The sequence below is a fragment of the Streptomyces sp. NPDC002870 genome (genome assembly GCF_042888505.1).
GTDB lineage: Bacteria > Actinomycetota > Actinomycetes > Streptomycetales > Streptomycetaceae > Streptomyces.
Genome location: NZ_JBIAPW010000002.1, coordinates 343612 through 364835, shown reverse-complemented (window position 1 = coordinate 364835; position 21224 = coordinate 343612). Strand labels below are relative to the sequence as shown.

The window sequence follows — 21224 nt, the reverse complement described above, 5'->3', positions numbered from 1 at the left end:
CGGTGGCCATCTCAGCCACACACCCTAGCTCTGGTAGCCACATGCTTAAGGACATACGGGTGGCGGCGATGGTTGCACGAGTTCGCGGCTAACCCCGATAAGGGGGAAATCTACCGGCCAGCTCGCGTACTTCCGTACGTACCTTCCGCGCTGCCTCTCCCTCTGCACGCATCGCCGCCGTGAACAGCGCGGCGATCCGGGTCATCTCGTTCTCGCCCATGCCCTGCGTGGTGAGGGCCGCGGTGCCAAGACGGATGCCGCGGCCGTCGCCGTACGGCAGGGCGCAGGTGTCCAGGACCAGTCCGGCCGCGGCGAGACGGCCGCGGGCCGCCCTGCCGTCCACGCCGAGCGGGGCCGGATCCGCGCTGATCAGATGGGTGTCGGTGCCGCCGGTCAGCACCGCGAAGCCTTCGGCCGCGAGCTCGCCGGCGAGCACCCGGGCATTGGCGACGACCTGATGGGCGTACGCCGTGAACGCGGGAGTCGCCGCCTCACCGAAGGCGACGGCCTTGGCGGCGATCGTGTTCATCTGGGCACCGCCCTGGGTGAACGGGAAGACCGCCCGGTCGATGCGCTCGGCCAGCTCCGACCCGCAAAGGATCATCCCGCCGCGCGGGCCGCGCAGCACCTTGTGGGTAGTGGCGCACACCACATCGGCGTACGGGACGGGACTGGGGGCCGCGCCGCCCGCGATCAGGCCCATCGGGTGGGCGGCGTCCGCGATGAGATACGCGCCGACGTCGTCCGCGATCTCTCGGAAGGCGGGGTAGTCGGGGTGGCGGGGGTAGGAGATCGAACCGCAGACGATGGCTTTGGGCCGGTGCTGCCGGGCGAGGGTGCTCACCTGGTCGTAGTCGATGAGGCCGGACTCCGCCTCGACGCCGTATCCGACGAAGTCGAACCAGCGGCCGGAGAAGTTGGCGGGCGAACCGTGGGTGAGATGACCGCCGTACGGCAGGCCCATGGCGAGCACGGTGTCACCGGGCTTGAGCAGCGCGGCGTACGCCGCGAGGACGGCGGAGGAGCCGGAGTGCGACTGCACATTGGCGTGGTCGGCGCCGAACAGGACGGTGGCGCGCTCGACGGCGATCCGCTCGGCGGCGTCGACGAGCTCACAGCCGCCGTGGTGCCGGGCGCCGGGATAGCCCTCGGCGTACTTGTTGGCGAGCGGGGAGCCGAGGGCGGCGAGGACGGCGGGCGAGGTGAAGTTCTCGGCGGCGATGAGCTGAAGGCTGTCGCTCTGCCGTTCCGACTCGCCCAGGATCACTTCGGCGATCTCGGGGTCCTGGCGGCGCAGGGCGTCGAAGTCCGCGTATGCCGCGGGGGCGGCGGTAGGTGCAGTGCTGACCGGCATCGTGGGCTCCGGGCCTCGCGTGGGGTTGCGGCCCCTCCAATGTAGGCCGGGGCGTGGCGGCGCGCCCGGTGTCCGGGGGCCGTTTCCCCTACCCGCCCTCCCCCACGCCCGGGCGGGCGTGGGAGCCCATGGCCCGGGGCGGAGCCGCGCAAACAAGCCCCGCCGCCGATTGAGGCGCGGGGTCCGGGGCGGAGCCCCGACATTCAGCCCGCCCGGCGGAAACTCAGCCTCGCCGGGGAGACTTTCAAGCCCCGCCGGCGATTGAGGCGCGGGGGTCCGGGGTCGCACCCCGAATCCAGCCCCGCCGGCGATTGAGGCGCGGGGGTCCGGGGCGGAGCCCCGGTTAACCGCCGGGTCGGCTCAGTGGCGGGCCGGGACCCCCGTCAGCGCCGTCACCACAGGATCCAGCGCCTGGTTGATCTCGTCCCCGATCGACCGGAAGAACGTGATCGGCGCACCGTACGGGTCGTACACCTCGTCCGCGTCCGGGCTCGGCGCAAGCAGCCACCCTCGCAGCGCCGCCGCCGCGCGGACCAGCGCGCGGGCGCGTTCGACGACGCCCTCGCGGGGATCGGGCAGCGTCGCCGTGTCTATGGCGCGCACCAGCCGGGTGAACTCCTTGAGCGTGAAGGTGCGCAGGCCTGCCGAGTGGCCCATCGAGATCACCTGCGCCCGGTGGTCCCGGGTCGCCGTCAGGACCAGGTCCGCGCGGATCACATGCTCGTCGAGCAGCTCGCGGCCCACGAATCCCGTCGCGTCCGCGCCGAAGTCGGCAAGGACGATCTCGGCGTTGGCCTCCATCGGGGCGCCCTCATGCCCCCAGGTGCCCGCGCTCTCCACGATCAGGCCGCCCGTGAGCGGATCGCCGAGGCGGTCGCTCAGGGCATGGCGAGTCAGCCGCTCGGTGATCGGCGAGCGGCAGACGTTGCCGGTGCTGACGTGGAGGATGCGGAAGGTGGAGGTGCTTCCTCCAGACTCCGTACGGGAGGATCCCCAGGATTCCGCTATGCCACGCCCCTCAGGGGCGGTCAATTGGCCACCTCGAGGTCGGGTACGACTTTGCGCAGCTCGTCCGGTGAGAGCGCTCCCTCGCGCAGCAGCACCGGGACCTTGCCCGTGACGTCGACGATCGAGGACGGCACGATGCCCGGGGTCGGGCCGCCGTCCAGGTAGACCGAGACCGAGTCGCCGAGCATCTCCTGCGCGGCGTCGCAGTCCTCGGGCGCCGGGTGGCCGGTGAGGTTGGCGCTGGAGACCGCCATCGGGCCGACCTCGGTGAGCAGCTCGATCGCGACCGGGTGCAGCGGCATCCGGATCGCGACGGTGCCCCGGGTGTCGCCCAAGTCCCACTGCAGCGACGGCTGGTGCTTGGCGACCAGCGTCAGCGCACCCGGCCAGAAGGCGTCGACGAGCTCCCACGCCTGCTCGGAAAAGTCGGTGACCAGGCCGTGCAGGGTGTCCGGGGAGCCGATGAGGACCGGCGTGGGCATATTGCGGCCGCGCCCCTTGGCCTCCAGCAGTTCGGCGACTGCCTCGGAACCGAAGGCGTCCGCACCGATCCCGTACACGGTGTCGGTGGGCAGCACGACCAGCTCGCCGCGGCGGACGGCCGATGCGGCTTCACGCAGACCGGTGGTGCGATCCGTCGCGTCGTTGCAGTCGTATCGCCGAGCCATCAGCGGGCCTCCTCGTACACAAGCGTGGTCATGGCGTTGCCTTGCGCGCGGTCGCGAAGCGCGGCCGCTTGTTCAGGTCGGGGTGGTCGGCCGCGTCCGCCCAGCCCGCCTCCTCGCTGAAGATCCACGGCACCTGGCCGCCCTGGGTGTCCGCGTGCTCGACGACGACGAGACCGCCGGGCCGCAGCAGCCGGTGGGCGGTGCGCTCGATGCCGCGGATGGTGTCCAGGCCGTCCTCGCCGGAGAACAGGGCCATGTCCGGGTCGTGGTCGCGAGCCTCGGGGGCGACATACTCCCACTCCGTGAGCGGGATGTACGGCGGATTGGAGATGACCAGGTCGACCTGACCGTCCAGCTCGGGAAGCGCGGTCAGGGCGTCGCCCTGGTGCACGGTGACGCGCGAGCCCTCGGCGTTCTTACGGGTCCACCTCAGCGCGTCCTCGGAGAGCTCCACGCCGTGCACCCGCGAGCGCGGCACCTCCTGCGCCATGGCGAGCGCGATGGCCCCGGACCCCGTACACAGATCGACGATGAGCGGCTCGACGACGTCCATGGCCCGTACGGCGTCTATGGCCCAGCCGACGACCGACTCGGTCTCCGGGCGGGGCACGAAGACGCCGGGCCCGATCTGCAGCTCCAGAAAGCGGAAGAAAGCGCGCCCGGTGATGTGCTGGAGCGGTTCGCGGGCCTCGCGGCGGGCGACCGCCTCCCAGTAGCGGGCGTCGAAGTCACCGTCCGGGACGTTGTGCAGCTCTCCCCGCTTCACGCCGTGCACGAACGCGGCGAGCTCCTCTGCGTCGAAGCGCGGTGAGGGCACGCCGGCGTCGGCCAGCCGCTGGGTGGCCTGGGCCACCTCGGCAAGCAGCAGGTTCACCTTGGTCCTCCGGGAGAGCAGGGGGTTGTTACTGGGCGTCGGCGAGCTTGGCGGCGGAGTCGGCATCGACACAGGCCTGGATCACCGCGTCCAGATCACCGTCGAGCACCTGGTCCAAGTTGTACGCCTTGAAGCCGACACGGTGGTCCGAGATGCGGTTTTCCGGGAAGTTGTACGTACGGATCTTCTCCGAGCGGTCAACCGTGCGGACCTGGCTGCGCCGGGCGCTCGCGGCTTCCTTCTCGGCCTCCTCCTGGGCCGCCGCCAGCAGCCTGGAGCGCAGGATACGCATCGCCTGCTCCTTGTTCTGGAGCTGGCTCTTCTCGTTCTGGCAGGAGGCGACGATGCCGGTCGGCAGGTGCGTGATGCGCACCGCGGAGTCGGTGGTGTTGACGGACTGGCCGCCGGGTCCCGACGAGCGGTAGACGTCGATCCGCAGGTCGTTGGCGTGGATCTCGACGTCGATCTCCTCCGCCTCCGGCGTGACCAGCACGCCGGCCGCCGAGGTGTGGATACGGCCCTGGGACTCGGTGGCGGGCACGCGCTGCACGCGGTGCACTCCGCCCTCGTACTTCATCCGCGCCCAGACGCCCTGACCGGGCTCTGTCGCGCCGTTGCCGCCCTTGGTCTTCACCGCGACCTGGACGTCCTTGTAGCCGCCGAGCTCGGACTCGGTGGCGTCGATGATCTCGGTCTTCCAGCCGACGCGCTCGGCGTAGCGCAGATACATCCGCAGCAGATCGCCGGCGAACAGGGCCGACTCGTCGCCGCCGGCGCCCGCCTTGACCTCGAGGATGACGTCCTTGTCGTCGCTGGGGTCGCGCGGTACGAGCAGCAGCCGCAGCTTCTCTGTGAGTTCCTCGCGCTGCTTCTCGAGCTCCTTGACCTCGGCGGCGAACTCCGGGTCGTCGGCGGCGAGTTCACGCGCGGTCTGGATGTCGTCCCCGGTCTGCTTCCAGGAGCGGTACGTGCCGACGATCGGGGTCAGCTCGGCGTAGCGCTTGCCCAGCTTGCGCGCGTTCGCCTGGTCCGCGTGGACCGAAGGGTCGGCGAGCTTCTTCTCAAGATCGGCGTGTTCGCCGATCAGTTCCTCGACCGCCTCGAACATCGGTGGCTCCTGGGTTTGGTACACGAAAAAGGGGCTGCTCAGAACCAACAAAGCGCCGGCCTCGGCCACCCCGGTCAGGGGCGGCCGAGGTCCGGCGCAGTGGCTCGCTACTTCTTGGCGGAGCCGGCAGCCTTGCCGAAGCGGGCCTCGAAGCGGGCCACACGGCCACCGGTGTCGAGGATCTTCTGCTTGCCCGTGTAGAACGGGTGGCACTCGGAGCAGACCTCGGCCCGGACGGTGCCGGACTCGATGGTGCTACGGGTGGTGAACGAGGCGCCACAGGTGCAGCTGACCTGCGTCTCGACGTACTCGGGGTGGATGTCGCGCTTCAAGGGTGTCTCCTAGTTTCGGGAGGGCACCGGGTCGTACGCGCTGATTGCTCGTACGTGAACCGGGGCCGACGTACCAGTCTGCCAGGACCGGCCGTAACTCCCAAAACCGGGGTACCGCCGGAACTATTCCCGCAGGGGCCGGCCCTAGCGGCTCTGGACGACCGTGGCGGCGTCGCCCTTGTCGCCCGCGGAGTCCTTGACTGCGGATGCGGGGATCGGTCTGTCCTGCGCCAGCGCCGTCCAGACCTGCTGCGACGCGGCCTTGAGCGGGACCACGCGGTTGGGATCCGCCGGGTCGTACTCCACCGGCATCGTGATCATGTGCACGTCCTCCGCGCCGAGGCCGCTCAGCCCCCTGGCGAAGCTCATCAGCTCGTTGACGGAGTCGAGCTCGGAGTCGGGCTTGATCGCCCTGGTCGCGGTGTCGGCGATGCCGAGGAGCTTCTTCGGGTTGGTGAAGACGCCGACGTCCTTGACCTGGTTGATGAAGGCCTTCATGAAGGCCTGCTGGAGCTGTATTCGGCCGAGGTCACTGCCGTCGCCGACGCTCTTGCGGGTGCGTACGAGCCCGAGCGACTGCTCCCCGTTGAGGGTGTGCGTGCCGGGCGGCAGGTCCAGATGGCTCTTGCTGTCGTCGATGGGCTTGGTGGTGGTGATCTTCACGCCGCCCAGCTCGTCGATGAGCTTCTTGAAGCCGGTGAAGTCGACCTCGATGTAGTGATCCATGCGGATGCCGGACATCTTCTCGATGGTCTTCACCGCGCAGGCGGGGCCGCCGACCTCGTACGCCGTGTTGAACATGGCGCGCTCCTCGCCGGAGACGGCTTGGCCCTCCTCGTCCGCGCACCGGGGGCGTTCGACGAGGGTGTCACGCGGGATGGAGACGACGCTGGCCGTCTTGTGGCCCTCGTAGACGTGCACGACCATCGCGGTGTCGGAGCGCGCACCGCCTTCGTCCACGCCGTATTCGGCGTTGGCGCCGGAGCGGGAGTCGGAGCCCAGGACCAGAATGTCCATGGAGCCGTTGTCGACGTTCTGGGGGCGGTCGTCGCCGAGTGCGGCGTTGATGTCGACGCCCTGGAGGTTGCCGTTGAGCTTGAAGTAGGCCCAGCCGAGACCGGATCCTCCGACCAGCGCCAGACCCGCGACGGACCATCCGGCGACGGTCACGGCCCTGCGGCCCTTGGTGGGTTTTTTGCGGCGCTTGCCGCGGCTGCGTATTCGGCTGCCGCTGCTGCTCTCGTCGGCCATGGTCTCCTCGGCTCTCGCTGTTCCCGCTGCCCCCCTGCCGTGGTGATCAGGCGCGGTCTGTCGCACTTGTCCAGACGGCGAGGGAGCATGAAGGGTTGCACGGCAGCCTGAGAACTCCTTGAGAAAGCGTCGCGCCCACCGTGCGGTGCACGGTGGGCGCGGCGTACTGCTTGTGGGGCCCGACTGTCCGTCCTCACCTGCGAGTTCGGCAGTCGGCGAGTCCGGGCGCGGGAGCCGCGTCACGCCTGACGGCTGTGGCGAAGGTCTCCCGGCCGCGGCCTCGGTGAACCTCAGTCGTTGCCGTTGCCGGCGGACGGGGTCGTCTTCTGGATCTGCAGCAGGAACTCGGCGTTCGACTTCGTCTGCTTCATCTTGTCCAGCAGCAGCTCGATCGCCTGCTGCTGGTCGAGCGCGTGCAGCACCCGGCGCAACTTCCAGACGACGGCGAGCTCGTCGCCGCCGAGCAGGATCTCTTCCTTACGGGTGCTGGACGCGTCCACGTCCACCGCCGGGAAGATGCGCTTGTCCGAGAGCTTCCGGTCGAGCTTGAGCTCCATGTTGCCGGTGCCCTTGAACTCCTCGAAGATCACCTCGTCCATGCGCGAGCCGGTCTCGACCAGCGCGGTGGCCAGGATGGTCAGCGAGCCGCCGTCCTCGATGTTGCGCGCGGCACCGAAGAAGCGCTTCGGCGGGTAGAGCGCGGTCGAGTCGACACCACCGGACAGAATGCGGCCGGAGGCGGGGGCCGCGAGGTTGTACGCACGGCCCAGACGGGTGATCGAGTCCAGCAGCACGACCACGTCGTGACCCAGCTCGACGAGACGCTTGGCGCGCTCGATGGCCAGCTCGGCGACGGTGGTGTGGTCCTCGGCCGGGCGGTCGAAGGTCGAGGAGATGACCTCGCCCTTCACCGACCGCTGCATGTCGGTGACCTCTTCCGGACGCTCGTCGACCAGGACGACCATCAGGTGGCACTCGGGGCTGTTGACGGTGATCGCGTTGGCGATCGCCTGCAGGATCATGGTCTTGCCGGTCTTCGGCGGGGCCACGATCAGGCCTCGCTGGCCCTTTCCGATCGGCGCGACGAGGTCGACGATCCGGGTCGTCAGGACGCCCGGGTCGGTCTCGAGGCGCAGCCGGTCCTGCGGGTACAGGGGGGTCAGCTTCTGGAACTCCGGGCGCCCGCGGCCGGATTCGGCCGCCATGCCGTTCGCCGAGTCGAGGCGGACGAGCGCGTTGAACTTCTCGCGGCGCTCGCCCTCCTTCGGCTGCCGCACAGCACCGGTGACGTGGTCACCCTTGCGCAGGCCGTTCTTGCGGACCTGGGCGAGCGAGACGTACACGTCGTTCGGACCCGGCAGGTAGCCGGACGTACGAATGAACGCGTAGTTGTCGAGGATGTCCAGGATGCCCGCGACGGGGATCAGGACGTCGTCCTCGGAGACCTGCGGTTCGCCGGTGGCGAAGTCGTCGCGGCCGCGACGGCCACGGCGGTCGCGGTAGCGGCCACGACGGCCACGACGGCCGCCCGCCTCGTCGTCGAAGTCGTCCTGCGGACCCGCGCCCTGCGGACCCTGCTGGCCCTGCTGGCCGCCCTGGCGCTGCTGGCGCTGGCCGCCCTGCTGCTCGTCGCCCTTGCCGCCGCGGCGGTCGCGCTGACGGTCACGGCGCTCGCCGCCCCGCTCACCACGGTCGCCGCGCTCACCGCGCTGGCCCCGCTCCTGGCGGTCGCGACGGCCCTCGGCGCCGTCCTGGGACACGGCGGTGGCGGCCTCGGCCTTGGCCTCCGGCTGCGCCTCCGTCTTCACGTCGACGGCCCCCACGGCCTTGACGTCGGTGGCGTCTGTCTTGGCGTCCGGGCTGCCCGCCTGCGCGGTGGCCCGACGACGGCGGCGCTCACCGGCCGGCTGGTCGTCGCTGGCCGGCTGGCCGGGAATGTCGATCTGCTGCTGGGCCACGGCCTTCTCGGCCTTGTCGGCCTTCTCCGCGACGGCGGCATCGTCACCCGTACGCGCCTTGGAGGTGGCGCGCCGCTTCGGCTTGGTCTCGGCGTCGCCGGTGCCCGCCTCGGCGCTCTTGGCCCCAGCGGCGGAACCTCCCCCAGAGCCTGCGCTCTGGGAGGTACCCCCAGCCTGCGCCTCCTTGATGACCTCGATCAGCTGGCTCTTGCGCATACGCGCGGTGCCCCTGATCCCGAGGCCGGACGCGACCTGCTGCAGCTCGGCCAGGACCATGCCCTCGAGGCCGGTGCCGGAGCGGCGGCGCCGTGAGGTGGTGCCAGAGGCAGCACCTGCGGCGGGCGCGGAGGTGTCGACACTGCTGTCGGCAGTCACGCCCATCAGATCGGTGGTGTCGCTCACGAAGGGTCCTTCCCTGGAGCGGACGTCGGCCTTCTGGCTCGGCGACCGGTTGTGCTGTCCGACGTAGGTCCTGTGTGCGGACCGTGTCGGGGCGGTGGTCCCGCCGGGAATTAACGGCGGAGAGATAAGACGTGCAAGGCCCGGCCCGAGGTCCCCCTGCTCGGCCCACTCCTGGAGAAGCGAGGGGTGTCGTGCCGGTTCCGGAGCGTGCTCGAAACTGCTCAGGCAGGCTGCTCAGGCAGTTGGGGAGGCTCCCGGAAGAATGTTGGTCCCGAATGGGGACACGAAGCACTGCGCCACAAAGACGTCGGCTGCAGACTTGAGGTTAACACTACCGGCTCCAACAAACATTCCCCCTCTCCATCACCGGCAATCTCGTGTCACTACGACGCGAGCGGCAGAACACTCGCGCCCGCGGCGTCGAAGGTGAGCCGATTGGCCGCCCACCCCTCGCCCGCCAATCGTGCGACCTTGTCGGCCACACCGTCCTCGGCCAGCGCGAGCACCGTGGGGCCCGCACCGGAGATGACTGCGGGGACGCCGTCGGCGCGCAGTCGGTTGACCAGGGCCACGCTCTCCGGCATCGCCGGGGCGCGGTACTCCTGGTGGAGCCGGTCCTCTGTGGCCGGCAGCAGCAGCTCGGGACGCCTGGTCAGCGCCTCGACGAGCAGGGCGGCCCGGCCCGCGTTGGCCGCTGCGTCCACATGGGGGACGGTGCGCGGAAGCAGTCCGCGTGCCGTCTCTGTGAGCACCGGCTTGCTGGGGACGAAAACCACCGGAACGACGGAATCGACAGGGTCCATCCTGATGGCGCGCGCCGCTCCGCCGTCGGTCCAGGCGAGCGTGAAGCCGCCGAGCAGACAGGCGGCGACATTGTCGGGGTGCCCCTCGATCTCGGTCGCGAGCTCCAGCAGAGCCTCGTCGTCGAGCTTGGCGTCGCCCCCTATGGTCACGGCGCGGGCGGCGACGATGCCTGCGCAGATGGCCGCAGACGACGATCCCAGGCCGCGTCCGTGCGGGATGCGGTTGGCGCAGACCACTTCCAGGCCGCGCGGCTGCCCTCCGAGCAGGTCGAATGCCGTACGCAGGGACCGTACGAGCAGATGGCTCTCATCGCGGAGCAGCGTCGTGGCGCCCTCGCCCGCGATGTCGATGTGCAGACCGGAGTCCGCGACCCGGACGACGACGTCGTCGTACAGCCCCAAGGACAGCCCGAGGGCGTCGAAGCCCGGGCCGAGATTGGCGCTGGTGGCGGGGACGCGCACCCGGACGGCGGCGGCGCGGAACGCTGGACCGGCCATCGCTCGATGACTCTCCTTGGTTCTGACTGCGAGATTTTTTCGAGAGGTATGAACACCCGTGGGCCGTAACGGCAACAACACCGCGGCATATGCGGCGGGGCGGGTTCGGTACAGCTTATCGAAGGAAGGTTCAGTGGCGACATAGGGCGCACGGGAGGCGCACGATGCGTGTCGTAGGCCTTCTGTGCCCCTACGTACGCCGCTGTCCGGCTTGGCTTGCCTTCCCCGGAGGGAACCCAGGGAAGCAGGAAATGGCTGAATTACGCCAGACCGAGGTGCTCGGCGGCCGCGGCGGCGTCCACCGGTACGGTGACCGGCTGCGGCGCTCCGGCGACCGCCCAGTCCGGGTCCTTCAGTCCGTTGCCCGTGACCGTGCAGACGATCCGCTGGCCCGGGTCGACCTTGCCGGCCTCTGCGGCCTTCAGCAGACCCGCGACGGACGCGGCCGACGCGGGCTCCACGAAGACGCCCTCCTGCGAGGCCAACAGGCGGTACGCGCGCAGGATCTCACGGTCCGTCACCTCGTCGATGAAACCGCCCGACTCGTCGCGCGCGGCGAGCGCGTACTTCCAGGAGGCCGGGTTGCCGATCCGGATCGCGGTGGCGATGGTGGACGGATCCTTGACCACCTCGCCGCGGACGATCGGGGCCGAGCCGGAAGCCTGGAAGCCCCACATCCGGGGAGCGCGCGTCGACATCTTGTCCGCGGCGTACTCCTTGTACCCCTTCCAGTACGCCGTGATGTTGCCGGCGTTGCCGACGGGCAGCACATGGATGTCGGGGGCGTCGCCGAGCGCGTCGACGATCTCGAACGCGGCGGTCTTCTGCCCCTCGATGCGGTACGGATTGACCGAATTGACCAGTGCCACCGGGTAGTTCTCCGAGAGGCGGCGGGCGAGGTTCAGGCAGTCGTCGAAGTTCCCGTCGACCTGGAGGATGCGCGAGCCGTACACCAGCGCCTGCCCCATCTTGCCCAGCGCGATCTTGCCCTGCGGGACCAGGACCGCGCAGACCATTCCGGCCCGTACGGCATAGGCGGCGGCCGAGGCGGACGTATTGCCGGTGGAGGCGCAGATGACCGCCTGCGCGCCCTCCTCCTTGGCCCTGGTGATGGCCATGGTCATGCCACGGTCCTTGAAGGACCCGGTGGGGTTGGCGCCCTCGACCTTGAGGTGCACCTCGCAGCCCGTGCGCTCGGAGAGGACCTGCGCCGGGACGAGCGGCGTGCCGCCCTCGCCCAGCGTGACGACCGGCGTCGTGTCCGTCACCGGGAGACGGTCCCGGTACTCCTCGATGATGCCGCGCCACTGGTGGGTGCCGTTGGTCGTCATGGGTCCCTTACTCCCCTTCAACACGCATGATGCTGGCGACACCGCGCACGGTGTCGAGCTTGCGCAGCGCCTCGACGGTCCCGGAAAGGGCGGCGTCGGGCGCGCGGTGGGTGACGACGACGAGGGATGCCTCGCCGTCCTTGCCCTGCTGGCGAACCGTATCGATCGATACGCCGTGCTCGGCGAAGACCGTCGCGACCTGGGCGAGCACGCCCGGCTTGTCGGCCACGTCGAGGCTGATGTGGTACCGCGTCACCACGTCGCCCATGGGGCTCACGGGCAGCTGGGTGTACGCGGACTCGCCGGGCCCGGTGGACTCGGCGAGCCTGTTGCGGCAGACGGCGACGAGGTCGCCGAGGACCGCGGAGGCGGTGGGCGAGCCGCCGGCGCCGGGACCGTAGAACATCAGCTGCCCGGCGGCCTCGGCCTCGACGAAGACGGCGTTGTACGCCTCGCGGACGGAGGCGAGCGGGTGGCTGAGCGGGATCATCGCCGGGTGCACGCGGGCGGTGACGGACTTCCCGTCGGCCGCGCGCTCGCAGATGGCGAGGAGTTTGACGGTGCAGCCGATGCGCTTGGCGGAGGCGATGTCGGCGGCGCTGACGTCGGTCAGACCCTCGCGGTAGACGTCGTCGAGGCGTACCCGGGTGTGGAAGGCGATCCCGGCGAGGATGGCGGCCTTGGCTGCGGCGTCGAAGCCCTCGACGTCGGCGGTGGGGTCGGCCTCGGCGTATCCGAGGGCGGTGGCCTCGTCGAGCGCCTCGGAGTAGCCGGCGCCGGAGCTGTCCATCTTGTCCAGGATGAAGTTCGTCGTCCCATTGACGATTCCCAGCACCCGGTTGACCTTGTCGCCGGCGAGCGACTCGCGCAGCGGCCTGATCAGCGGAATCGCGCCGGCGACCGCTGCCTCGAAGTAGAGGTCCTTCTCATGCTCCTCGGCGGCCGCATAGAGGGTCGCGCCGTCCTCGGCGAGCAGCGCCTTGTTGGCGGAGACGACGGACGCGCCGTGCTCGAAGGCGGAGGTGATGAGGGTGCGGGCGGGCTCGATGCCGCCGATGACCTCGATGACGACGTCGATGTCACCGCGTTTGACGAGGGCGGTCGCGTCGGTGGTGATCAGCGCGGGGTCGATGCCCTCCCGCACTTTGGAGGGCCGGCGGACGGCGACCCCGGCGAGCTCCACCGGGGCGCCGATGCGTGCGGCGAGGTCTTCGGCGTGCGTCGTCATGATGCGCGCCACCTCTGAGCCGACCACTCCACAGCCCAGCAGCGCCACCTTCAGCGGACGCGTACGCATCATCCGACCTCGTTTCCTTGCTTCACAAGCTTGAGTGCGATCCAGTCTCACGCACCGGACCGAAGTTTCTATCCCTTGTCCAGATTACGAGACGTCTATTTCATCAGCCGACATCGAGACGCAGAAGATCTTCCTCCGTCTCACGCCGGACGATCACTCGTGCCTCGCCGTCCTTGACCGCCACGACGGGCGGACGGAGTGCGTGGTTGTAATTGCTCGCCATGGAACGGCAGTACGCGCCGGTGGCGGGCACGGCGATGAGATCGCCAGGCGCGAGGTCGGCGGGCAGGAACGCGTCCTTGACCACGATGTCGCCGCTCTCGCAGTGCTTGCCGACGACGCGGGCGAGCATCGGCGCGGCTTCGGACGTCCTCGACACGAGCGCGACGCTGTACTCGGCGTCGTACAGCGCGGTACGGATGTTGTCCGACATTCCGCCGTCGACGCTGACGTATGTGCGCAGGCTTTCCAGCGCCTTGATGGTCCCGACCTCGTACAGGGTGAAGGCGGTGGGCCCGACGATCGCGCGGCCGGGCTCGACGGAGATCCGGGGCGTACGCAGCTTCGCGGCCTCGCACTCGCGGGTGACGATCTCGCCCAGCGCCTTGGCGATGTCGTGCGGTTCACGCGGGTCGTCGTCGGAGGTGTACGCGATACCGAGGCCGCCGCCGAGGTCGATCTCGGGCAGCTCGATCCCGTGCTCGTCCCGGATGTCGCCGAGAAGGCGGACCACGCGGTGGGCGGCGACCTCGAAGCCGGAGGTGTCGAAGATCTGCGAACCGATGTGGGAGTGGATGCCGATGAGCTCGAGCCCGTCGAGCTTGAGGGCACGTCGTACGGCTTCGGCGGCCTGCCCGCCAGCGAGCGGAATCCCGAACTTCTGATCCTCGTGCGCGGTCGCGATGAATTCATGGGTGTGCGCTTCCACTCCCACCGTCACGCGGATCTGGACACGCTGGCGCTTGCCGAGGCGCTGGGCGGTGTGCGCGACGCGGACGATCTCCTGGAAGGAGTCGAGAACGATGCGCCCGACGCCGACGCTCACGGCTCGTTCGATCTCTTCCTCGGACTTGTTGTTGCCGTGGAAGGCGATGCGCTCGGCGGGCATGCCGGCGTCGAGGGCGGTGGTGAGCTCGCCGCCGGAGCAGACGTCGAGGTTGAGCCCTTCCTCGTGCAGCCACTTCACCACTGCCCGCGAGAGGAACGCCTTCCCGGCGTAGAACACATCGGCGTCCTTGCCGAAGGCGTCGGCCCAGGCACGGCAGCGGGCGCGGAAATCAGCCTCGTCGAGGAAGTAGGCGGGGGTGCCGAACTCCTCGGCGAGCCGCGTGACTTCGATCCCGCCGACCGTGACGGCGCCGTCGTCGTTTCTGGCGACGGTCCTCGCCCAGACCTTCTCGTCGAGGGCGTTGAGGTCGGTGGGCGGGGCGGAGTAGTGCCCTTCGGGCAGGACGTCTGCGTGGCGAGGCCCGGCGGGGTGTGCGGAACGGCTCATTCTTCTCTCACAGGTAGTCAGGGGCGGTGATGCCGAGCAGGGACAGGCCACCGGCGAGCACCACCCCGGCGGCTTCGGCGAGCGCGAGCCGGGAGCGGTGGGCGGCCATGGGTTTCTCGTCGCCGAGCGGAAGCACGGTGTGCTGGAAGGCGAGAAGGGCGTCGGCGGTGCTTTCCAGATGCCGGGCGAGCCGGTCGGGCGCGCGCAGGCGGGCCGCGGAGGCGAGGACGGCGGGGTAGTCCCCGATGGCGGTGGCGAGGGCGGGGGCGTCGACGTGGGTTCGGGGGGCGCTGTCGAAGCCGAGCTGCTCGGCGCCGCGGGTGAGGGCGCGCGTGCGGGAGTAGGCGTACTGCACCCGGAAGAGGGGATTGGCTTCGTGCTGCGTGAGCAGCTCGTCTTCGGCGTGCGGGTGATCGTGGACGGCGGCCCGGAGGAGGGCCCATCGGGCGGCGTCGGCCCCGAGCCGTTCAAGGAGGTCCTGGGCGGGTGCCGGTACGGCATTCAGGTCTTCGGGGGCGCCGTGGGTGACGTCGGCGCCCTGGGCGCGAAGGAGCTTCAGGACGGTCTGGGCCCAGATGCGGGCGCGGAGCTCGTCGGCGGCATGGAAGTCGACGGCATAGAAGGGGACAGAGACCCCGGCGGCCGAGTCCCCATGTCCGTATGCCAAGCCCTGCTCCCGCACCCGCCGTACGAGATCTTGCTGCGCGCCGTCATCCAGGGTGATGTTGAGGAAGCCGGGCCCGGTGATCTCGATCCCGGCGATCCCGGGGGCCTGGGCGATACGGGCCCGCAGCATTTCGGCGACGGCGCGGGGCTGCTGCCCGGCAGGCCCGGCGAGCCGCAGGGCGACGTTGGTGGCGTAGTCACCGGACCCCCCGGGCCGCGGCCGCTCGACGCGGACGCTCTCGGGCACGGGCGCGCGCAGCACACCGTCCTCCACCGCGCGGCACACGGCGTGCAGCACGGTACGGGAGAGCTCAGCGGGGGTCACGGGACAAGCGTATGGGAGGGAGGGGGGGCCTTCGCGAACCGGTTTCGCGATGCGGTCAGCCCCGTGCGCTCCCCGCCCGCCCGGCACCATGCCTGCCGTCGACAGACGGCGGGCCCTCCTGGTGCATCAACTGCCGTACGAGACGGACGAGCTCGGCCGGCTCGAAAGGCTTGGCGAGAAAGGCGTTCACACCGGCGCCGAGACCGGTCTCCACCTCGTACTGCGTACAGGCACTGATGATCGCGACCGGCAGATGCCGGGTCCGCGGATCGTCCCGCAGCAGCGCGGCGGTCCGGAGCCCGTCGAGGCGGGGCATCACGACATCGAGGGTGACGACATCGGGGCGGACCCGATGCACGACCTCCAGGCACTCGGCACCATCAGCCGCGGTCACGACCTCGAAGCCCTCCAGCTCGAGGTTGACCCTGATCAACTGCCGGATGACCCTGTTGTCGTCGACAACGAGCACTCGGCCGGACGCGCCTGACACAACTCGAGAGTAGGTCCGCGAGCAGGGCTGCGTCCGGGTTTTGCCCACTTCCACCCCGTGCGGGCGACCTGAGCTCGCCGTGAGCGGGCGCCGGGGCCGGAGCTCGGATCAGGCTCAGGGAGGCGGAAATACCTGTTCACGGGGACCGTGTGGGAGCTGGTAGGGTTCTACCCGTCGCCGCAGAGCAGGGCGACGGAACGCCCCCGTAGCTCAGGGGATAGAGCAACGGCCTCCGGAGCCGTGTGCGCAGGTTCGAATCCTGCCGGGGGCACCCAGTATGAGGTGCCCAAAGACCCCGCCATCAGCGCCTTAGCTGAGGACGGGGTCTTGGCGTATGTGCAGCCGTATGCCGCTGGAAGCGGCCGTATGACAGAGTCCGCGGCCTATTCGCGGGACGGATCATGGAGCGTTCCCCCAGGTCAGACCAACGAAATGCGACGCCTACCTCTGTCCCACCGAATCGCTGCGGCGCCAGCCAATGCTAGTCACCGCTTGACGCGACCACGAATGGCGAGGACGGCAAGGCCAAGCAGCACGGGTTCGGTAAGGCGGGACACCATTTCGATGTAGGTACCGGTGGTGGTGAGGTCCTGGCCGGAGGAGCGAAAAACGACCGAGTTCACCACGACCCGCAGGGACTTCTCCCACCGCTCGGAGGTGAGACGGGAGCGGAGCGGGCCGGTGGGCTTGACCACACTGGTCTTGTCGGTCGTCAATGAGATGCTCTGCCCGGTTATCCGCCCAGTAATGGGAGACTTCGGGTCGTCTGCTGGTAACCCCCAAAACATCATCAGCAGCACAGTGGCAGCCATAGCCCCCAGCAGCCAGCCCAGTGCCCGCGCGCCCCGTAACCCGTACCCAGACAGGGCCCAGTAGCCCGCCAGCAGCACCCGTTCGCCCCACGGCCGATCGCGGTCGTTTCGGCGCATCTCCATCTCGCCGAAATAGAAGTCCGCCGCGTCCGGATCATTCTTGCCGTCCTCTAACGCCTTGCGCAGCTGTCGGTACTGCAGTGCCAAGCTTGCGGGGCCACGGGTGTAACTGGGGTGGGCATGGTCGGGGCCACCACACCAGCCTTGCCGTGCTGCCCGTGAGTGGCAGTCCAAGGCTCGCCAGTGGTGTTCTTCGGCGAGGACTTGCCGGGCGCTCCACCACAGGGGTCCTCTGGCGCGCCATCGGAGGCCGGCTGGAGGGCGAGCGAAGTTGCACTCCCCTTCCATGCGTAGTTGGTCCAAGTGGTGCACCAGTGAAAAGCGGCAGCGTGATAGGTCGAGGTCAACTAGGGCGACCAGGGCGGCATCTACTTCGCTCAGGGACACGACGGATGCAGTCGCATCAGCCCGGCCGAACGCTAGTAGAGCCTCGGCAGCCGAGGCGACTGCATAGATGGGCCCCAAAGGAGCCCTAGTTGATATGACCAGGCTTGGCTGGCTGAAGACCGCCTGCGACAGGTCGAGCTCGGCGTACCGCACTCGGAGAGTTGCCCTGGATTCCCACCGCGTCTCGACGCAGAGCAGCTTGCTTGCAGCAACTTCGACCGTGACGGGAAGGGCGAACGACGCTCGCGACAGATCGAGCACTCCGGCACACGTCAATAAATCGAATTCTGCCTCCGCCTCAAAGGTGGCTGCCAAGAACCAGGCATGAGCGAGGAACGTGGTGGAGGTGAACCAGGCGTCGTCGGTGAAAGTGGCCGAGGCAAAGTTGGCATTGCCGATGAACGTGGTGGAGGCAAACGACGCCTCGCCGTGGAAGGTAGCCGCAGCGAAATCAGCGGCACCCACAATGGACCGGCCCGTCAGGGGATCGCGACAGGCCGCGAGCAGCTCCCAGAGGAGGGGTTCGGTGAAGGGAGTCCCCCGGTGGTCCAGGTCGCTGCCTGGCCGCAGCCCTGCGAGGTAGGCGTGCCGGTCGGAGTCGGTGAGGTGAGCCAGACATGCGCGGTGGCCGGTGACGTGGACGCCTCGGCAACCAACCGGGTCAGTCTCCGGCTGAACCCCATGCCCGCAGTTTGGCCAGGGAAGGGGCAGGGTTCGTAAGGAATGGTCACTCATGCGGGTGGGGACGGCATCAAAGACGTCGCTAGTTCCATATGTGGCAGCAACTGTCGGTGGTCAATGTCCTGACGTCATGATCTGAGATGGGACCGCCGCTCATTCGTACTCGCGCAGCAGGTCCTCGATGCGCCGGTTGGCGACCTCCTGTCGGCCGTCCAGGCATTTCGCGTACCGGCTCAGCAGAACCTCCTCGTACCTGATCGACCTCGTGTACTCAGCCGAGATGCCGATCGTGGTCACAGGGGCGATGCGCAACGCGAGCATGGCGGGCGCCGACGGGCCGGCCAATGTGCTTTCTGCTGTCCGTGTCGCTGCCAGCATCGAGGCCCGGGGGACCGGGGCAGTGGTCGTCTTCGGCGAGGAGATCCACGCCGCCCGCTGGGTACGCAAGGCCCACGCCACCAGCCCTACGGCGTTCACGTCTTACCCAGGACCGATTGGCTACGTCGCCGAGGACCGAGTACGGATCTGGAGCCAGCCGACCGAAGAGCCGAAGATCCCGCGCCAGCAACTCAGCAACGATGCCCGGACCGCGGTGGCGCTGATCGGACTCGGAGATGATGGGGTCGTACTGCGTGCCATCGGAGCCCAGGTCGACGGCTTGGTAGTTGCCGCCTTCGGCGCCGGACACGTTCCTATGAGGTGCGTCGATGCGCTGACAGACCTTGCCAAGGAGATGCCGGTGATCCTGGCGACGCGCACCGGAGCCGGACCTGTCCTGACCCAGACTTACGGATTCCCCGGATCGGAAGCCGATCTGCTGTCCCGTGGCCTCCTCGCGGCCAACACTCTCGGGCCCATCAAGGCGCGGATTCTACTCCAGCTCCTGTTGATGCACGGTGCCGATCACAGCGAGATCGCAGAGCATCTCAGCCACATCCACTGACCCAGGCCACATCCCGAGAGGACTGTCTTGCGCAGCTACGAGTTGACCACCGGCCGAACCTTCGGGGTGGCCTTCGACCACGGCGACGACTTCTTTCCCACGCTCGCCGAGTTCTGCCGCAGCAACGGCGTTCGGCACGGATACATCCCCATGTTCATCGCGGGCTTCGCCGAAGCAGAGATCGTCGGCGCGTGCGAGAAGTTGGAAGACCCAGAGGCCCCAGTGTGGAGCAAGGTCCACTTGGCCGGGGTCGAGGCGATGGGATGCGGAACTCTCGCATACGACGCCGAGACGGACACAGTGCTACCGCACATCCATACGTCACTCGGAGAGAAGGCCCGCTCAGCCAACGGGCACACGAGTCATCTGCTCAGCGCCCAGGTGCAATTCCTTGTCGAGATGCTCGTGGTCGAGGTGACCTCACCGGTCATGACCCGTCCGCAGAATCCGGACCTTTACAACGTCCCGCTGCTGACCTTCGGCGCATGAGCTGCACACGCTGCCTCAGCAGCTGTCCAGTCCGGGTGATGCTCGGCATCGATGTCCCCATCGCAGGGCAGTGACGTGCCGCCCTACGTAGACCGAGTCACCAAGTACAACCCGGCGGATCGCAACGAGCACGGCCACTACATGGGCCCCGAGGACACGCTCAGCGACCACGGCCCCGTCGAGGCTGCCTACTTGGCGACCGTCGCCGCCTTCGCCGAAGACAGCGGGGTGCAGCACCTGACGATACGTGAGCCAGCGATCTCCGGCCCGATCCACTTCGGACTGGAGGAGGCAGTCGACGGATACGGCTTGGGCGCCCTCTTCCCGCCCGACTTGACCGGATATCACGACGGGGCGGAGGTCCCCCTTGCTGTGGCGTTGGAACTGCTGCGGGCCATGCTGCGCGACAACGGGGCCTGGTGCCGCCTCGAAGTGCAGGACAAATTCTTCGTACACGTCGGATGGGACCAGTACGTCTATGTCGGCAGCACCAAGCCTTGCCAACGTGCGGTGGCCTATGCCCGTGAGCTCGGCCTGTTCGCGGAGCGACTCGACGCCTCTCCCTATGACCCGTCATTCGACGACGCGCCTGGCGAGCAGCGCCCCGCTGACGACGCGTTCTGGGACCGACTGTCCTGGTGCGTCTCCACAGGCGAAGCAGCCATCTTGGAGGAGGGCTACGTTCAAAACGCCTCCCGATGGCATCGACTCACCCCCGCGAATCTCGACGCGGTCCGCGCCCGGCTCGCGCCTCGTGCGCAGTTGACCGTGTGGCCGGACCTCTCCACCGACATCGACGCCGTACGGGACGCCCTCCCAGAGGAAGGCCTGATCGAGCTTGTCTGGGAGGACGAGGCCGGGCGGATCACAAGCACCTTCGCCGATGAGGAGTCGTACGAGGAACTGACCGCTCCCCTCGCCGACGCCCGCGCAGCGGCGGTGCTGCCTCTGGCCCTCGATGAGCGCTACCCGCTGTTCACTGCCGTCCTACCCGATCGCGACGGTGTCCTGAGAGCGCGGTGGAGAACTCAACAGACACAGAGCGACGTCCGGTGGGCCAAGATCAAGGCGTTGCACCGCGGTCAGGTCTGCTCCGGCGTCGTAACTTCGATCGCCGACTTCGGCGCCCTCATCGACATCAGCGGTCTCGAAGGGATGGCAACCGCCCCCGAGCTAACGGGGAAGCAGCCGTTCAAACACCCCAGCGAAACCATCAAAGTCGGTCAGGCAGTCACCGTCGAGATCGTCGACGTCGACATGGTGCGTGAACGAGTCACTCTGTCGCTGAAGGCGAGGCAAGACGTTCCTCGCAAGCGCCCATCACCAGCACCGGATCAGCCTCTTGCGTGACCGGTCTGCCCAGAGGACACCTGCAGGACGGGCCGGCGCGGCGGCGATGAAGATTCCGTGTCCCTCATCGAATGCTGAGGCACCTCGGTCGAGATAAGCGGTGTCAAACAGCAGGTGAGGCCACTGCGTCAAGCATCAACCAAGACCGGACACGCTGCCGCAGCAGCAGCGCGGACAGACTTTCCCTACATCATCAAGTGCTCGCTTCGCTCGCTGCCCGACCCTGGTTCCGTCAGCGAGCGAGGATCATTGGCAGCAAGCCGCCACACGCAGCCCAGCCACACGGGACTGGCCCTGTCCCATGCCTGCCATGCGCCCCGAGTGGCCCCAGAAGGCTCCGAAGAGACCAGGGCACCAGGCCCGGGGGAGGAGGCGGACGCTCGGGAGAACACCACATTTGACGCATCGAACGTCTGCTTTCCCGGCCTCCTGAACTGCGGTAGCAGTCTGATGCATTGATCAGAGGTGCCGCGCCGAGGGCGCGGCGCGCCGGCCGGGGGGGGGGGGGCGGGGGGCCCCCCCCCCGGGCCCCCCCCCCCCCCCCCCCCCCCCCCCCCCCCCCCCCCCCCCCCCCCCCCCCGA

At 68.9% G+C, this 21224-nt stretch carries 19 protein-coding genes and 1 tRNA gene; 4 read left to right on the top strand and 16 right to left on the bottom strand.

From position 1 onward, the window contains the following. Window positions 1-88: 88 nt before the first annotated feature. From glyA to ACFYWY_RS04095, 14 genes are all read right to left on the bottom strand, one after another. Window positions 89-1354 carry a serine hydroxymethyltransferase gene (gene glyA, locus ACFYWY_RS04160; protein WP_389179326.1) on the bottom strand — a complete coding sequence of 422 codons (1266 nt, stop codon included), beginning with the start codon at window positions 1352-1354 and terminating at the stop codon, window positions 89-91. Between the two features lie 360 nt (window positions 1355-1714). Next, window positions 1715-2386 carry a protein-tyrosine-phosphatase gene (locus tag ACFYWY_RS04155; protein ID WP_389179323.1) on the bottom strand — a complete coding sequence of 224 codons (672 nt, stop codon included), beginning with the start codon at window positions 2384-2386 and terminating at the stop codon, window positions 1715-1717. Further along, window positions 2383-3030 carry an L-threonylcarbamoyladenylate synthase gene (locus ACFYWY_RS04150; protein WP_389179320.1) on the bottom strand — a complete coding sequence of 216 codons (648 nt, stop codon included), beginning with the start codon at window positions 3028-3030 and terminating at the stop codon, window positions 2383-2385. Before ACFYWY_RS04150 ends, ACFYWY_RS04155 begins: the two co-directional genes overlap by 4 nt. Before the next feature lie 28 nt (window positions 3031-3058). Further along, window positions 3059-3904, bottom strand: a complete 846-nt coding sequence (gene prmC, locus ACFYWY_RS04145) for a peptide chain release factor N(5)-glutamine methyltransferase (protein ID WP_389179317.1) — start codon at window positions 3902-3904, stop codon at window positions 3059-3061. Window positions 3905-3932: 28 nt separating this feature from the next. Beyond that, window positions 3933-5012, bottom strand: a complete 1080-nt coding sequence (gene prfA / locus ACFYWY_RS04140) for a peptide chain release factor 1 (protein ID WP_389179314.1) — start codon at window positions 5010-5012, stop codon at window positions 3933-3935. A gap of 107 nt (window positions 5013-5119) precedes the next feature. After that, on the bottom strand, window positions 5120-5344 hold the full coding sequence (gene rpmE, locus ACFYWY_RS04135; RefSeq protein ID WP_215092884.1) for a 50S ribosomal protein L31: 225 nt from the start codon (window positions 5342-5344) through the stop codon (window positions 5120-5122). Window positions 5345-5488: 144 nt separating this feature from the next. Continuing rightward, a complete protein-coding gene (locus ACFYWY_RS04130) occupies window positions 5489-6595 on the bottom strand; it encodes an LCP family protein (RefSeq protein ID WP_389179311.1) in 1107 nt (368 codons plus the stop codon). 290 nt (window positions 6596-6885) lie between these two features. Further along, window positions 6886-8955, bottom strand: a complete 2070-nt coding sequence (rho, locus tag ACFYWY_RS04125; RefSeq protein ID WP_389179308.1) for a transcription termination factor Rho — start codon at window positions 8953-8955, stop codon at window positions 6886-6888. A gap of 383 nt (window positions 8956-9338) precedes the next feature. Beyond that, window positions 9339-10256 (bottom strand): homoserine kinase, encoded by a 918-nt coding sequence (gene thrB, locus ACFYWY_RS04120; RefSeq protein WP_389179305.1) that lies wholly within the window; start codon window positions 10254-10256, stop codon window positions 9339-9341. A gap of 260 nt (window positions 10257-10516) precedes the next feature. Continuing rightward, window positions 10517-11587 carry a threonine synthase gene (thrC, locus tag ACFYWY_RS04115; RefSeq protein WP_389179303.1) on the bottom strand — a complete coding sequence of 357 codons (1071 nt, stop codon included), beginning with the start codon at window positions 11585-11587 and terminating at the stop codon, window positions 10517-10519. A 7-nt stretch (window positions 11588-11594) separates the two neighbouring features. Next, complete coding sequence (locus ACFYWY_RS04110; RefSeq protein WP_389179593.1) at window positions 11595-12884, bottom strand: homoserine dehydrogenase; 1290 nt, start codon at window positions 12882-12884, stop codon at window positions 11595-11597. A gap of 103 nt (window positions 12885-12987) precedes the next feature. After that, window positions 12988-14379, bottom strand: coding sequence for a diaminopimelate decarboxylase (lysA, locus tag ACFYWY_RS04105; protein ID WP_389179300.1), 1392 nt, complete (start codon window positions 14377-14379; stop codon window positions 12988-12990). A 7-nt stretch (window positions 14380-14386) separates the two neighbouring features. Beyond that, window positions 14387-15370: an ArgS-related anticodon-binding protein NrtL gene (gene nrtL, locus ACFYWY_RS04100; protein ID WP_389179297.1), complete on the bottom strand. Its 984-nt coding sequence runs from the start codon at window positions 15368-15370 to the stop codon at window positions 14387-14389. A 55-nt stretch (window positions 15371-15425) separates the two neighbouring features. Beyond that, on the bottom strand, window positions 15426-15908 hold the full coding sequence (locus ACFYWY_RS04095) for a response regulator (protein ID WP_389179294.1): 483 nt from the start codon (window positions 15906-15908) through the stop codon (window positions 15426-15428). 151 nt (window positions 15909-16059) lie between these two features. Here ACFYWY_RS04095 and ACFYWY_RS04090 point away from each other — a divergent pair. Further along, a tRNA-Arg gene (locus ACFYWY_RS04090) sits at window positions 16060-16131 on the top strand. A 214-nt stretch (window positions 16132-16345) separates the two neighbouring features. On the opposite strand, the gene ACFYWY_RS04085 is transcribed toward ACFYWY_RS04090, so the two are convergent. Together ACFYWY_RS04085 and ACFYWY_RS04080 are read right to left on the bottom strand one after the other, a co-directional pair. Further along, entirely contained in the window at window positions 16346-17914 is a 1569-nt protein-coding gene (locus ACFYWY_RS04085) for a pentapeptide repeat-containing protein (protein ID WP_389179291.1), read from the bottom strand. A 99-nt stretch (window positions 17915-18013) separates the two neighbouring features. After that, window positions 18014-18157, bottom strand: coding sequence for a hypothetical protein (locus ACFYWY_RS04080; protein WP_389179608.1), 144 nt, complete (start codon window positions 18155-18157; stop codon window positions 18014-18016). On the opposite strand from ACFYWY_RS04080, the gene ACFYWY_RS04075 reads away from it, so the two are divergent. From ACFYWY_RS04075 to ACFYWY_RS04065, 3 genes are all read left to right on the top strand, one after another. Then, a complete protein-coding gene (locus ACFYWY_RS04075) occupies window positions 18141-18803 on the top strand; it encodes an asparaginase domain-containing protein (RefSeq protein WP_389179288.1) in 663 nt (220 codons plus the stop codon). The genes ACFYWY_RS04080 and ACFYWY_RS04075 overlap by 17 nt on opposite strands. 27 nt (window positions 18804-18830) lie before the next feature. Continuing rightward, entirely contained in the window at window positions 18831-19292 is a 462-nt protein-coding gene (locus ACFYWY_RS04070; protein ID WP_389179285.1) for a PPC domain-containing DNA-binding protein, read from the top strand. Between the two features lie 192 nt (window positions 19293-19484). Beyond that, window positions 19485-20642, top strand: coding sequence for a S1 RNA-binding domain-containing protein (locus tag ACFYWY_RS04065; protein WP_389179282.1), 1158 nt, complete (start codon window positions 19485-19487; stop codon window positions 20640-20642). Window positions 20643-21224: the final 582 nt, after the last annotated feature.

Bases quoted from the DNA above. Each gene is read 5' to 3' on its own strand.
- glyA (WP_389179326.1), bottom strand. From the start codon at position 1,354: ATGCCGGTCAGCACTGCACCTACCGCCGCCCCCGCGGCATACGCGGAC.
- ACFYWY_RS04150 (WP_389179320.1), bottom strand. From the start codon at position 3,030: ATGGCTCGGCGATACGACTGCAACGACGCGACGGATCGCACCACCGGT.
- prfA (WP_389179314.1), bottom strand. From the start codon at position 5,012: ATGTTCGAGGCGGTCGAGGAACTGATCGGCGAACACGCCGATCTTGAG.
- ACFYWY_RS04130 (WP_389179311.1), bottom strand. From the start codon at position 6,595: ATGGCCGACGAGAGCAGCAGCGGCAGCCGAATACGCAGCCGCGGCAAG.
- thrB (WP_389179305.1), bottom strand. From the start codon at position 10,256: ATGGCCGGTCCAGCGTTCCGCGCCGCCGCCGTCCGGGTGCGCGTCCCC.
- thrC (WP_389179303.1), bottom strand. From the start codon at position 11,587: ATGACGACCAACGGCACCCACCAGTGGCGCGGCATCATCGAGGAGTAC.
- ACFYWY_RS04110 (WP_389179593.1), bottom strand. From the start codon at position 12,884: ATGCGTACGCGTCCGCTGAAGGTGGCGCTGCTGGGCTGTGGAGTGGTC.
- lysA (WP_389179300.1), bottom strand. From the start codon at position 14,379: ATGAGCCGTTCCGCACACCCCGCCGGGCCTCGCCACGCAGACGTCCTG.
- ACFYWY_RS04085 (WP_389179291.1), bottom strand. From the start codon at position 17,914: ATGAGTGACCATTCCTTACGAACCCTGCCCCTTCCCTGGCCAAACTGC.
- ACFYWY_RS04075 (WP_389179288.1), top strand. From the start codon at position 18,141: ATGCCGATCGTGGTCACAGGGGCGATGCGCAACGCGAGCATGGCGGGC.